Source organism: Pseudomonas fluorescens, from assembly GCF_001708445.1.
GTDB lineage: Bacteria > Pseudomonadota > Gammaproteobacteria > Pseudomonadales > Pseudomonadaceae > Aquipseudomonas > Aquipseudomonas gorinensis.
The window spans coordinates 5155303-5167163 of record NZ_CP015637.1 but is presented as its reverse complement, the minus strand read 5'-3'; the positions used below and the strand labels follow the sequence as shown (position 1 = coordinate 5167163).

Below are 11861 nucleotides of genomic sequence, written 5' to 3'. Positions count from 1 at the left end.
AAAGGTGATGCTCGAAAGTAGGCTGCGGCTTGACCCCTTGGGAAGATCTATTATCAGATGATCTATCTTCTGAAAATCAGATAAAGCTATGTCCCTGACCTTGCGCCAAATTCGCTATTTCGTCGCCACCGCCGAAATCGGCCAGATTTCCCAGGCGGCGATTCACTTGAACATCTCCCAGTCTGCCGTGACCACGGCGATCAAGGAGCTCGAAGCCCTGCTCGGCGTGCAGTTGTTCGTACGCTCGGCCCAGGGCATGAGCCTCACTGACGCCGGGCGGCATTTTCTCAACCGTGCCTATGTGATTGTGCGCAGTGTCGACGACGCACTGAACAGCCCCCTGCCCGACTACCGCGCCAGCGGCGTATTGCGGGTGGCAGCCAGCTACACCGTGCTGGGGTATTTCCTGCCGCACCACTTGCAACGCATGGAGCACTGGCATCCGGATGTGAGCATCGAGGTGTTCGAACAAGAGCGCCAGGCCATTGAGCAGGGCCTGCTCGACGGCCGGTTTGATATGGCCGTGGTCCTGACCGCCAACCTCACCCACCCGGACATCGTCTCGGAAATTCTCTTCAATTCGGAACGCCGCCTGTGGCTGCCCAGCCATCACCCATTGTGCGAACGTGGCGCCGTGAGCCTGGCAGATGTGGCCCGCGAGCCGTACATCCTGCTCACCGTCGACGAGGCCGAACACAGCGCCATGCGCTACTGGGAACAGGCCGGGCAAACGCCCCAGGTGCGGCTGCGCACCAGCTCGGTGGAGGCGGTGCGCAGCATGGTCGCCAACGGCAGCGGCGTGGCGATCCTGTCGGACCTGGTGCATCGGCCCTGGTCCCTGGAAGGCAAGCGCATCGAAACCCTGACCGTGACCGACCCGGTGACGCCCATGAGCGTCGGCCTGGCCTGGCACCGCGAACGGGCGTTTACCCCGGCGATGCAGGCGTTCCGCGATTACTTCCACGACGCGTTCCTGGCGCCGCAGCAGCTGTCGGCACGGCGTTAGAGTTGGTCTTGCAGGGTCGCGGCCAACCAGTCCATGAACACCCGCACCCGCAGCGGTAAATGGCGCTGCCCGGCATAGAGCAGAGACACGTCCAACGGCGGCGCCGGATAGTCCGGCAACACCGCCACCAACTCACCACTGGCCAACGCCTGCGCCATGCCCAGGGCCGGCACCTGGATGATCCCGAAGCCGCCCAGGCAGGCCGACGTGTAGGCATCGGTGCTGTTGACCGTGACCCGCCCGGCCATGGGCAGGCGGTGCACCTTGTTGCCCTGCTGGTATTCGAACCCCATCGAGCGCGAACCCAGCGGGCGCACGTAATGCACCAGGTGGTGATCGGCCAGGTCGGCCAAGGTCTTCGGCACGCCGTAGCGTTGCAGGTAGGTGGCGCTCGCACAGTTGATCATCGGCAGGCTGCACAACCGCCGCGCCACCACGGACTGGTCCGGCTGCGCGCCCACGCGCAGCACGCAATCGAAGCCCTCGGCGAGCAGGTCGACCTGACGGTCGGTGCAGCTGATTTCCAGCTCGATCAACGGGTGCGCGTCCATGAAGGGCGGCAGGCGCGGCAGGATCAGGTCACGCGCCATCACGTTGGGCAGGTCCAGCCGAATACGCCCGGCCAGTTGTGCTTCCTCCTGGCGAAACAGCCCTTCCAGTTCCTCCATGTGCGCGAGCAGATCCTTGCTGCGCTCATACAACACACGCCCGTCCTGCGTGGCTTGCACCGTGCGCGTGGTGCGTTGCAGCAACCGCGCGCCGAGCAGTTCTTCCAGCGCCTGCACATGCTCGGACACCGTCGAACGCGGCAAGCCCAGGCTCTCGCCAGCGCCGGTGAAACTCGACAGTTCGGTGACGCGTACGAAGGTGCGCAACAGTTCGAGTTTGTTCATGGGATTGTTCGCCTGATCCGACCAGTGATTCCGATTCACTGCTGTTTATCACGTTATAGGCGCACAAATACACTGTGCGCCACCATCCCATCCAGAGGCATTCATCATGACCCGCAAAATCGCATTGATCACCGGCGCCAGCCGTGGCCTGGGTAAAAACGCCGCGCTGCACCTGGCGGCGCAAGGCGTGGACATCATCGGCACTTACCACAGCAAAGCGGAGGAAGCGCAGGCTTTGGTCGCGCAGATCGAACAATTGGGTGGCCGCGCGGCCATGCTGCAACTGGATGTCAGCCAGAGCGCGAGCTTCAGTCAGTTTGTTGGCGAAGTGGCTGGCGTGCTCAAGGATGTGTTCGCACAGGAGCGCTTCGATTTTCTGATCAATAACGCGGGGATTGGCATTCACGCCAGCTTTGCCGAGACCACCGAAGCCCAGTTCGACCAACTGGTGGCGATCCAATTCAAGGGCCCGTTTTTCCTGACCCAGCAGCTGTTACCGTTAATCCGCGACGGCGGCCGCATCCTCAATGTGTCCAGCGGCCTGGCGCGCTTCAGCCTGCCGGGTTACGCCGCCTACGCGGCCATGAAAGGCGCGATGGAAGTGCTGACCCGCTACCAGGCCAAGGAGCTGGGTGCACGTGGCATCAGCGTCAACATCCTGGCCCCGGGCGCCATCGAGACCGACTTCGGCGGCGGCGCCGTGCGTGACAACGCCAGCCTCAATGCGATGGTCGCCAACAACACCGCTCTGGGCCGTGCGGGCCTACCGGATGATATCGGCGGGGCGATTGCCAGCCTGCTCGCCGACGGCAGCCACTGGATCACCGGCCAGCGCATCGAGGCGTCGGGCGGCATGTTTCTGTAGGAACTTCTCGCGCAGCACGTCATAGCCCCAGTGATACACATAGGTGTACGGCAGGAAAAACAGCAGTACACCTATGTCGAGGATAAACGCCTGCACCAGGCTGATATTCAGCCAGGCGGCAATCAGCGGCACACACACTAGAATCAAGCCCCCTTCAAACATCAAGGCATGCAGCCCCCGGGTCCAGGCGTTGTTGGCCAGGTGCCAGCGCGTCTTGAGGCGGTCGAACAGGCCATTGAAAATCACGTTCCAGGTCAGCGCCAACAGGCTGATCGCCAGGGTGACCATGCCCATTTCCAGGGCCGGTTTATCCATGATCCACGCCAGCAACGGCGTGCAAATCAACAACGCCAGGGCCTCGAAACCAATGGCCTGGCACACACGTTCAGTAATCGACTTGGTAGGGTTCATAACCCGGCTCCGTGAGTGACGATGGTTGCCATCATTACCCCTTGGCTCGATACTTCATAACCAATAACCATCGATCAAGGCGATAGTCATGGCCTCTAACGAAGTGTTGCAGGCATTTGTCCAGGCGGCGACCCAAGGTTCGTTCTCGGCGGCGGCGCGCAAGCTCGGCAAGAGCCAGTCCACTGTCAGCGCAGCGGTGGCGAGCCTGGAGATTGATTTGGATGTGGTGCTGTTTGACCGCAGCAGCCGCAAGCCGACACTGACGCCCGCAGGCCATGTGTTGTTGCAACGCGCCGAGCAGGTGCTGGAGGCCAGCAGCCGGCTGGAGTTGGCGGCGAGTCAGTTGGCCCAGGGGTTGGAGCCGAAGCTGAGTATCGCCATGTCCGATACCTACCAGTCCGACCGTTTCGAGGTCGCCCTCAGCGCGTTTGAACAACGCTACCCGGACCTTGAGCTGGAATGCCTGATCGCCGAATGCGAAGACCTGATCGCCCTGGTCCAAAGCGGGCGGGCGCAGATCGCGTTTATTGAACAACAGGACGTGTATCCGCCGGACCTGACCCGCGCGCCGGTGGACGAGCGCACCGAGATTGCCCTGTTCGTGTCACCGAAGCATCCGCTGGCGGGCCTCGATACCCTCACGGCGCACGCCCTGCAACAGCACCGCGAATTGCGCCTGGCAAGCATCATCAACCCGAACGAAACCCGCGCCAACGGCCGCGTCTGGTCGGCCCCCAGTTATCTGATGCTGCTGGAGATGGCCCAGTTGGGTTTCGGCTGGGCGCCGATTCCCCGCTGGCTGGTGGAACGCTTCGGTGGCGGGCAACTGGTCGAACTCAAGGCACGCGGCTGGCCGCGTTCGGTGGCCGTGGATGCACTGTGGTCCCGTCACCATCCTCCGGGGCCTGCGGGGAGTTGGTTGTTGGGGAAGATGTTGGAGTGAGATCTCCCAGACAATGAAGATCACATGTGGGAGGGGGCTTGCCCGCGATAGCGGTGGGTCAGTCACCTAATACAGTGACTGACACCCTGTTATCGGGGGCAAGCCCCCTCCCACATTTGGATCTTCATTGCTTGGGGGAATCGAGTTCGGCCAGGCGGTGTTCGAGGAAGCGTTTTTCAGGGATCTGCTGGGTCAGTGACAGGGCTGTTTCATAGGCCCTGCGGGCCTCTTCCACCCGTCCCAACTGCCGGCAAAACTCGCCCCGCGCCGAATGCGCCAAGTGGTAATCCTGCAACTCCCCGCGCGCCAGAATCGCCTCCACCTGCTGCAAGCCCGCCAACGGTCCATCGCGCATGGCCACCGCCACGGCGCGGTTCAATTCAATGACTGGCGAAGGCACCGCCCTGAGCAATACATCGTAGAGCCCAATAATCTGCGGCCAATCCGTTTCCCCGGCGCTGCGTGCCTCGGCATGCACCGCCGCAATCGCCGCTTGCAGGCAATACGGGCCAAAACCCCGCTGGGTCAGTGCCTGTTCCACCAGCGCGCAACCTTCAGCCATCAAGGACGTATCCCACAACGAACGGTCCTGTTCATCCAACAGCACCAGTTCGCCGCTGGCCGAGGTGCGCGCGGCGCGGCGGGATTCGTGGAGCAGCATCAACGCCAGCAAGCCCAGGACTTCCGGTTCGGGCAGCAATTGGGTCAACAAGCGACCGAGGCGGATGGCCTCACGGGTCAGGTCTTCGCGGGTCAGATCCGCGCCCATGGACGCCGAGTAGCCTTCGTTGAACACCAGGTAAATCACGCGCAGCACACTGTCCAGGCGTTCGGGTAATTCGGCCAGGGACGGCACCTGATAGGGAATCTTCGCCTCGCGGATCTTGCCCTTGGCCCGCACGATGCGTTGGGCGATGGTGGTGGGCGTGGCCAGGAAGGCGCGGGCGATTTCTTCGGTGGTGAGGTCGCAGACCTCACGCAAGGTCAGCGCCGTCTGGGCGTCGGCCGCCAACGCAGGGTGGCAGCAGGTGAAGATCAGGCGCAGACAGTCGTCTTCCACGTCTTCCTCACTCCAGTCAGCGGCTTCCAGTGCGTCGGCCTGCGCCTGCAACAACGGGGTAAACCGGGCCTGGCGGCGCAGACGATCGATGGCCTTGAAGCGTCCGGTCGACACCAGCCAGGCGCGTGGGTTGCTCGGCACACCGTCTTGCGGCCAGCGCTCGACCGCGACGAAGAACGCCTCGTGCAAGGCTTCTTCGGCGAGGTCGAAATCCCCCAGCAAACGGATCAGCGTGGCGAGGACGCGCCGGGACTCACTGCGGTAGATCGCCTCGATGGGAGGCGTCAATCGCGCATGCCCTGGGTCACCAGCGTCACCAGGCGGTCCAGGCTCTGGCCCCAGCCGTCGTGAAAGCCCATGGCTTCGTGGGCCTGTTTGTCTTCAGCGCTCCAGTGCATGGCGCGAGCGGTGTAGAGGGTCTTGCCGTCTTGCTCCTCAAAGGTGACTTCAGCGCTCATGAACGGCTTGCCCGAAGGTATCCAGCCCGGCATGAAGGCATCGGTGAACACCAGGCGGTTGGGCGCGTCGATCTCCAGGAACACGCCCTGGGTCGGGTACTCGCTGCCATCCGGTGCGCGCATCAGGGTGCGGAACAGGCCACCGACCCACAGGTTCATTTCACACTCGGGGGTGGTCATGCCGTGGGGCCCCCACCATTGTTGCAACAGGGCAGGTTCGGTCCAGGCGCGGAACACACGGCTGCGCGGCGCATCGATCACGCGGCTGATGGACAGCTCAAATTCGGCAGGTTGCTTGGGCATGGGATAAACCTCCTGAGTCTTAGGGTTGTTGTCGTCAGAGATTCAATTCGCGCACGGGGCGCACTTCCACACTGCCGACCCGAGCGGCCGGAATGCCACCGGCCACCTGGATCGCTTCATTCAAGTCCCGCGCCTCGATCAGGTAGAACCCGGCGAGCTGCTCCTTGGTTTCGGCAAAGGGCCCGTCGGTAATCGACAGCTTGCCATTGCGCATGCGCACGGTGGTGGCCGTGCTCACCGACTCCAGCGGCTCGGCGGCGAGCATGCGCCCGCTGGCCTGTATCGACTGGGCGTAGGCGAGACACTCCGGGTCTTTGGGGCTGTCTGGCGAAGTGTGCAACAGCTGCTCATTGCTGTAGATCAGGCACAGGTATTTCATGGCGTTCTCCGTTTTCGCAACGACTGACTATAGTTTGCGGCGCTCAAGGTTTCAGGTCGAACAGTGCCGTGCCGCTTGCCATGTCGAACGGCGCCGACCAATGCTCATGCACCACCTTCCAGTCGCCGTTAAAACGTTGATAGCCGGCCGTCACCCGCATCCAGCAGGCCTTCACTTCACCGTCCGGCCCGGCGCCGCCGCAGTGGGCCAGCCAGTGGGCGAATGCGCTGTCCTGGGACTCGACGATACGCAGTTCGTGGAACTCGAAAATGCCGGGGCCGGGGCAGTGTTCCATGCACGCTTCCCAGTGCGCACGGTAGGCCGCCTTGCCTTTGAACTGCAGGGCGCTCACGGCATCGAACGAGACGATATCGTCGGCGTAATAGCTGACAATCTTATCGATATTCCGGGAAAGTACGGCTTGCTTCCATTCTTCGATCAGGGTGTTGATTGCGGTACTCATGGCGATACTCCTTCGGGTTGGAAAATCAAGGAAGACACCCTTAGTCGAACGGCCTCCGGGCAAATCGACAGCCCGTTGAAAAATAATTTCGTGCCGCACAAAACCGCTAGACTGCGCCCTTCTTTGCAGCCGTTCGGACGCCCCGATGCAAACCCGCCTTGTCGCCTACGAGGCGCTGAATGCTGTGCAACAACAGCAAGTCGGCGCCCTCGAAGTTCATCCTGAGCAGTTGCCGTTTTGCGGCGACATGTATTGCGCACTCAACACCCTGCTGGTCAACCCAAGCCCGGGCGTCAAAGGCTTTGCGCTGCTGGCCGACGAGCGTCCGGTGGCGTTCCTCCTGCTCAAGCGCCCGCCCTGCCTGCCGCACTGGGCGGATGAACACAGCGCCACGCTGCATGCGCTACAGGTGGATCGGCAGCAGCAGGGCCGGGGCTTTGGCAAGGCGTGTTTGCAGGCGCTGCCGGCGGCGGCGATACAGGCGTGGCCGCAGATCAAGGCGCTGGAATTGTCGGTGGACACGGACAATGTGGCGGCGATGGGGCTGTATCTGGGCGCCGGATGGGTGGACAGCGGGGAGGCGTATCAGGGGCGGGTTGGGTATGAGCGGAGGTTGAGGTGGGTGTTTGGTCGATACGGTGTTGGCCTGCTTTAAATGTCACGTATAGATAACTTACCCGATAAAAAGTAATGAATATGCGACATGAATACTTCAGTTATCGCTCAGCAACCCGACAGCCAAGTTCGCGCCATGCGTCTTAACCATGGCTCTGCCGAGGGGCTGCGCAGCAGCCCTATTCAGCGCTGCCGCATTCTTCCGGGTGAACCGCAGCGGTAGGTTTTGGGGCCGCTGCGCAGCCCAACGCAGGGCGAGCCCGCTCGCCACAGAGGGACGTGTTCAGCCTGCCGGTTACCGGGGTTCCACGGGCAACCAGATCTCCACCGTCCCCGTGCCCTTGCGTACATCGAAATCCGCGCTGTAGCGCTCGAAATCCGCCCCCGCCACCTTGTAGCCCGAGTGCGGCAACCACTCGAACATGATGCGCTCGTAGGTCTGCTCCAGCGCCTGCACCGGGCCATAGTGCGGGAACACGGCGTAGTGGTGCGCAGGCAGTTCGACGAACTCGAAGTTGCTCGGCACATCGCCTTTGGACGGCACTTCCACCCCCGCCATGTAATCGAATTCACCGTGGCTGGGGTTATGGCAAACGCCGTAGGTCACACCGCCGACGCGTTTCTTGATGTGTTTTACGCTGTCGTCAAACACGCCCCACAGCTTGGGGATATCGCCCGCCGTGGCCTTCGAATAACGCCCTTGCACCCCCGCGATTACCAGGGCTTTGCCGTCTTTCATGCGCGGCTCTAACGGTTGTGTTGTCTGCTGATCCATCTGAACAGTCTCCTTCTTATGAGGGAACAAACCCATATCGAGTATAGGGGTATATCCGCGCTGTACTCCATGCAGAAAATTTTCCTACGCATCTGGACAACTGGCCATCATCGACCGTATTGTCTGCCCCGCAGGCCACCGCAGTGGCCAACGTCGCTCGGACGGTTCCGGGCGCTTACGTACTCCGAGGCAACAATGGCCGACCAAGGTTCGCCGCGCCGCTTTGCGCGCATCGATCGACTCCCCCCTTACGTGTTCAATATCACTGCCGAGCTGAAGATGGCTGCGCGTCGGCGCGGCGAAGACATCATCGACTTGAGCATGGGTAACCCCGACGGCGCCACGCCTCCCCATATCGTGGAGAAAATGGTCACCGTCGCCCAGCGTGAAGATACCCACGGCTACTCCACCTCCAAAGGCATTCCACGTCTGCGCCGGGCGATTTCACGCTGGTACAAAGACCGCTACGACGTGGACATCGACCCCGAGTCGGAAGCCATCGTCACCATCGGTTCCAAGGAAGGCCTGGCGCACTTGATGCTGGCCACCCTGGACCAGGGCGACACCGTACTGGTGCCCAACCCGAGCTACCCGATTCATATCTACGGTGCCGTGATTGCCGGTGCCCAGGTGCGTTCGGTGCCGCTGGTGCCCGGCGTGGACTTCTTCGCCGAGCTGGAACGGGCGATTCGCGGCTCGATCCCCAAGCCGAAGATGATGATCCTGGGCTTCCCGTCCAACCCCACCGCGCAGTGTGTGGAGTTGGATTTCTTCGAACGGGTGATTGCGCTGGCCAAACAGTACGACGTACTGGTGGTGCATGACCTGGCGTACGCGGACATTGTCTACGACGGCTGGAAAGCCCCCTCGATCATGCAGGTGCCTGGGGCAAAGGATATTGCGGTGGAGTTTTTCACCCTGTCCAAGAGCTACAACATGGCCGGCTGGCGTATTGGTTTCATGGTCGGTAACCCGGAACTGGTCAACGCGCTGGCACGGATCAAGAGCTACCACGACTACGGCACCTTTACCCCGCTGCAAGTCGCCGCGATTGCGGCGCTGGAAGGCGACCAACAGTGCGTCAAGGACATCGCCGAGCAGTACCGCCAGCGCCGCAATGTGCTGGTCAAGGGCCTGCATGAACTGGGCTGGATGGTCGAGAACCCGAAGGCGTCGATGTACGTCTGGGCGAAAATTCCCGAAGCCTATGCCGCCATGGGCTCGCTGGAATTTGCCAAGAAACTGCTGCAGGAAGCCAAGGTGTGCGTGTCGCCGGGGATCGGCTTTGGTGAGTATGGCGATGACCATGTGCGCTTTGCACTGATCGAGAACCAGGACCGGATTCGCCAGGCGGTGCGGGGGATTCGCGGGATGTTCCGGGCGGATGGGTTAGTCGCTAAAGCCTGACCCGATCCACCAGAACAAATACGGTCAACATGTGGGAGGGGGCTTGCCCCCGATAGCGGTGGGTCAGTCACCAGATGCAGTGATTGACCCCCTATATCGGGGGCAAGCCCCCTCCCACATTTGATTGGGTTTTCACCCTGGCCTTGTGGTGTGTCTGTTAGACCACCAACGACAGCAACATGATAAAGATCAGCGCCACCACCGACAGGATGGTTTCCATCGCCGTCCAGGTCTTGAATGTCTCGGCCACGGTCATGTTGAAGTACTGCTTGACCAGCCAGAAGCCAGCATCGTTGACGTGAGACAGGATCAACGAGCCCGCCCCGGTCGCCAGTACCAGCAGCTCGCGGTTGACCCCTGGGATCATCCCCACCACCGGCACCACAATGCCAGCCCCCGTAATGGTCGCTACGGTCGCCGAACCCGTCGCCACACGAATCACCGCCGCCACCAGCCACGCCAGCAAAATCGGGTTGATCTGCGCGTTGACCGCCATATGGCCGATCACGTCACCCACACCGCTGGTCACCAGCATCTGCTTGAAGCCACCACCGGCACCGATGATCAGGATGATCGCGGCGGTCGGCGCCAGGCTGGCGTCGAGCAGCTTGAGGATTTGTTTGGAGTGGATACCCTGGCGATGGCCAAAGGTGTACAGCGACAGCAGCAAGGCCAGCAGCAAGGCGCTGATCGGGTGACCGATCATGTCCATCCAGTTGCGCACCACGTGGCCTTCGGCCAGGGCGATGTCGGCGAAGGTTTTCAGCAGCATCAGGAACACCGGCAGCAGCACGGTGATCAGGGTGATGCTGAAGCTCGGCAACGTCTTGTGCTCCGACTCGCGGGCCAATTGGTCGACCAGCTCCTGGGACGGGTTGCCGGGAATGTACTTGGCAATGAACGTACCGAAGATCGGGCCGGCAATGATGGCCGTCGGCAGTGCGACGATCAGGCCATACAGGATGGTCTTGCCGATATCCGCGCCAAACACGCCGATGGCCAGCAGTGGACCCGGGTGCGGTGGCACCAGGCCGTGCACCGCCGACAGGCCGGCCAGCAACGGGATACCGATCTTGATCAGCGACACGCCGGTACGGCGCGCAACGATAAACACCAACGGGATCAACAGCACAAAGCCGATCTCGAAGAACAGCGGAATGCCCACCAGGAACGCGGCGAACATCATGGCCCACTGGACCTTTTCCTTGCCGAAGGCGCGGATCAAGGTCTGGGCGATCTGATCGGCACCGCCGGATTCAGCCATCATCTTGCCGAGCATCGTACCCAGCGCGAGGATGATGCCGACAAAGCCAAGCACCCCGCCGAAACCGTCCTGGAATGCCTTGATGATCTTGTCCACGGGCATACCCGAGGTCAGGCCGAGGAAGCCGGCCGCGATGATCAGCGCAATGAACGGGTGAACCTTGAACCGGGTAATCAATACGATCAGCCCGATGATGGTAACGACTGCATCTAACAGCAGGTACGACTCGTGGGACATGCCAAACATGGGGGGTCTCTCCTGTTTGTTGTTGTTATTAAAACGGGTGTTGAATTTCCTGCCGGGGATAGCGCTATCTTGTCCGGCAAAAAATTATCGGGTTGGTTCAAAACCGTGTTGCAGCCACCAGGCGTTGGTCTGCTCGGCCAGCGCCTCGACGCTGTCTTCGCTGGCGTTTAGAGCCAGGGTCAGGGGCTCGCCCTTGGGCGATTCAAGGGTGGCGAACTGGCTGTCTATGAGGCTGGCCGGCATGAAATGGCCGGGGCGATGGGACACGCGGTCGGCGGCGACTTCACGGGTCAGTTCCAGGAATACAAAGCCCAGGCCAGGCGCGGCTTCGCGCAGGTGGTCGCGGTATTTCTTTTTCAGCGCGGAGCAGGTGAGTACCGGGTGTTCACCGGCTTTGAGCGAGCGGCGCAGTTCATCGCACAGGATGTCGAGCCAGCCGGCGCGGTCGTCGTCGTTGAGGGGGTGGCCGGCGCTCATCTTTTCGATGTTCGCGGCGGGGTGAAAGCTGTCGCCTTCAATGGCCGTGGCACCGTTCAGGCGGCACAGGGCCTCGCTGACGCTGGTCTTGCCACAGCCGGCAACACCCATGATGACCAGGGCGGTAACAGGTTGACTCATGGAACACCTCAGGACGCAGATAGCGCTACCTTTGCACGCTGTAAGGCGAGTGCAAAAACAGGCTTTTCCCGCGCCGTCTTGTCATTTTTATGGAGTGACGCGTGCATCCGCTCCAATCATTTGAACCGGATCAGGCAACCCAAAGTTCAATAATT

General features: G+C 61.7%; 14 protein-coding genes. 5 read left to right on the top strand and 9 right to left on the bottom strand.

Going from position 1 to position 11861, the window contains the following annotated elements:
- Nucleotides 1-88 precede the first annotated feature (88 nt).
- Nucleotides 89-1006, top strand: a complete 918-nt coding sequence (locus A7317_RS22960; protein ID WP_024077047.1) for a LysR family transcriptional regulator — start codon at nucleotides 89-91, stop codon at nucleotides 1004-1006.
- Here the strand turns inward: A7317_RS22960 and A7317_RS22955 are convergent.
- On the bottom strand, nucleotides 1003-1899 hold the full coding sequence (locus A7317_RS22955; RefSeq protein WP_024077048.1) for a LysR family transcriptional regulator: 897 nt from the start codon (nucleotides 1897-1899) through the stop codon (nucleotides 1003-1005). The two genes, A7317_RS22960 and A7317_RS22955, sit on opposite strands and share 4 nt — an antisense overlap.
- A gap of 106 nt (nucleotides 1900-2005) precedes the next feature.
- Between A7317_RS22955 and A7317_RS22950 the strand changes: the two genes are divergently transcribed.
- Nucleotides 2006-2764: an SDR family NAD(P)-dependent oxidoreductase gene (locus A7317_RS22950; protein ID WP_024077049.1), complete on the top strand. Its 759-nt coding sequence runs from the start codon at nucleotides 2006-2008 to the stop codon at nucleotides 2762-2764.
- Here the strand turns inward: A7317_RS22950 and A7317_RS22945 are convergent.
- On the bottom strand, nucleotides 2663-3175 hold the full coding sequence (locus A7317_RS22945) for a multidrug/biocide efflux PACE transporter (protein ID WP_069076896.1): 513 nt from the start codon (nucleotides 3173-3175) through the stop codon (nucleotides 2663-2665). The two genes, A7317_RS22950 and A7317_RS22945, sit on opposite strands and share 102 nt — an antisense overlap.
- An 88-nt stretch (nucleotides 3176-3263) precedes the next feature.
- On the opposite strand from A7317_RS22945, the gene A7317_RS22940 reads away from it, so the two are divergent.
- Nucleotides 3264-4118 (top strand): LysR family transcriptional regulator, encoded by an 855-nt coding sequence (locus A7317_RS22940; RefSeq protein ID WP_069076895.1) that lies wholly within the window; start codon nucleotides 3264-3266, stop codon nucleotides 4116-4118.
- Nucleotides 4119-4242: 124 nt separating this feature from the next.
- On the opposite strand, the gene A7317_RS22935 is transcribed toward A7317_RS22940, so the two are convergent.
- From A7317_RS22935 to A7317_RS22920, 4 genes are read right to left on the bottom strand one after another with little or no spacing between them, the layout of a single operon-like run.
- Nucleotides 4243-5466: an RNA polymerase sigma factor gene (locus A7317_RS22935; RefSeq protein WP_069076894.1), complete on the bottom strand. Its 1224-nt coding sequence runs from the start codon at nucleotides 5464-5466 to the stop codon at nucleotides 4243-4245.
- Nucleotides 5463-5939, bottom strand: a complete 477-nt coding sequence (locus A7317_RS22930) for an SRPBCC family protein (protein ID WP_069076893.1) — start codon at nucleotides 5937-5939, stop codon at nucleotides 5463-5465. Before A7317_RS22930 ends, A7317_RS22935 begins: the two co-directional genes overlap by 4 nt.
- Before the next feature lie 34 nt (nucleotides 5940-5973).
- Complete coding sequence (locus tag A7317_RS22925) at nucleotides 5974-6318, bottom strand: YciI family protein (RefSeq protein ID WP_024077054.1); 345 nt, start codon at nucleotides 6316-6318, stop codon at nucleotides 5974-5976.
- A gap of 43 nt (nucleotides 6319-6361) precedes the next feature.
- Nucleotides 6362-6781: a YybH family protein gene (locus A7317_RS22920; RefSeq protein ID WP_024077055.1), complete on the bottom strand. Its 420-nt coding sequence runs from the start codon at nucleotides 6779-6781 to the stop codon at nucleotides 6362-6364.
- Nucleotides 6782-6926: 145 nt separating this feature from the next.
- Between A7317_RS22920 and A7317_RS22915 the strand changes: the two genes are divergently transcribed.
- Nucleotides 6927-7436: a GNAT family N-acetyltransferase gene (locus A7317_RS22915; RefSeq protein WP_069076892.1), complete on the top strand. Its 510-nt coding sequence runs from the start codon at nucleotides 6927-6929 to the stop codon at nucleotides 7434-7436.
- Between the two features lie 255 nt (nucleotides 7437-7691).
- On the opposite strand, the gene A7317_RS22910 is transcribed toward A7317_RS22915, so the two are convergent.
- Complete coding sequence (locus tag A7317_RS22910; protein ID WP_069076891.1) at nucleotides 7692-8171, bottom strand: GyrI-like domain-containing protein; 480 nt, start codon at nucleotides 8169-8171, stop codon at nucleotides 7692-7694.
- Nucleotides 8172-8366: 195 nt separating this feature from the next.
- Between A7317_RS22910 and alaC the strand changes: the two genes are divergently transcribed.
- Nucleotides 8367-9578 (top strand): alanine transaminase, encoded by a 1212-nt coding sequence (gene alaC / locus A7317_RS22905; RefSeq protein ID WP_069076890.1) that lies wholly within the window; start codon nucleotides 8367-8369, stop codon nucleotides 9576-9578.
- A gap of 157 nt (nucleotides 9579-9735) precedes the next feature.
- Here alaC and A7317_RS22900 read toward each other — a convergent pair whose 3' ends face one another.
- Both A7317_RS22900 and A7317_RS22895 read right to left on the bottom strand, forming a co-directional pair.
- Complete coding sequence (locus A7317_RS22900) at nucleotides 9736-11088, bottom strand: GntP family permease (RefSeq protein WP_024077059.1); 1353 nt, start codon at nucleotides 11086-11088, stop codon at nucleotides 9736-9738.
- An 84-nt stretch (nucleotides 11089-11172) separates the two neighbouring features.
- Nucleotides 11173-11706 carry a gluconokinase gene (locus tag A7317_RS22895; RefSeq protein WP_024077060.1) on the bottom strand — a complete coding sequence of 178 codons (534 nt, stop codon included), beginning with the start codon at nucleotides 11704-11706 and terminating at the stop codon, nucleotides 11173-11175.
- Nucleotides 11707-11861: the final 155 nt, after the last annotated feature.

What these genes read in the sequence shown, in the direction of transcription:
- A7317_RS22960 (WP_024077047.1), top strand. Translation starts at nt 89, where the DNA reads ATGTCCCTGACCTTGCGCCAAATTCGCTATTTCGTCGCCACCGCCGAA.
- A7317_RS22955 (WP_024077048.1), bottom strand. Translation starts at nt 1,899, where the DNA reads ATGAACAAACTCGAACTGTTGCGCACCTTCGTACGCGTCACCGAACTG.
- A7317_RS22950 (WP_024077049.1), top strand. Translation starts at nt 2,006, where the DNA reads ATGACCCGCAAAATCGCATTGATCACCGGCGCCAGCCGTGGCCTGGGT.
- A7317_RS22945 (WP_069076896.1), bottom strand. Translation starts at nt 3,175, where the DNA reads ATGAACCCTACCAAGTCGATTACTGAACGTGTGTGCCAGGCCATTGGT.
- A7317_RS22940 (WP_069076895.1), top strand. Translation starts at nt 3,264, where the DNA reads ATGGCCTCTAACGAAGTGTTGCAGGCATTTGTCCAGGCGGCGACCCAA.
- A7317_RS22930 (WP_069076893.1), bottom strand. Translation starts at nt 5,939, where the DNA reads ATGCCCAAGCAACCTGCCGAATTTGAGCTGTCCATCAGCCGCGTGATC.
- A7317_RS22925 (WP_024077054.1), bottom strand. Translation starts at nt 6,318, where the DNA reads ATGAAATACCTGTGCCTGATCTACAGCAATGAGCAGCTGTTGCACACT.
- A7317_RS22920 (WP_024077055.1), bottom strand. Translation starts at nt 6,781, where the DNA reads ATGAGTACCGCAATCAACACCCTGATCGAAGAATGGAAGCAAGCCGTA.
- A7317_RS22915 (WP_069076892.1), top strand. Translation starts at nt 6,927, where the DNA reads ATGCAAACCCGCCTTGTCGCCTACGAGGCGCTGAATGCTGTGCAACAA.
- A7317_RS22910 (WP_069076891.1), bottom strand. Translation starts at nt 8,171, where the DNA reads ATGGATCAGCAGACAACACAACCGTTAGAGCCGCGCATGAAAGACGGC.
- alaC (WP_069076890.1), top strand. Translation starts at nt 8,367, where the DNA reads ATGGCCGACCAAGGTTCGCCGCGCCGCTTTGCGCGCATCGATCGACTC.
- A7317_RS22900 (WP_024077059.1), bottom strand. Translation starts at nt 11,088, where the DNA reads ATGTTTGGCATGTCCCACGAGTCGTACCTGCTGTTAGATGCAGTCGTT.
- A7317_RS22895 (WP_024077060.1), bottom strand. Translation starts at nt 11,706, where the DNA reads ATGAGTCAACCTGTTACCGCCCTGGTCATCATGGGTGTTGCCGGCTGT.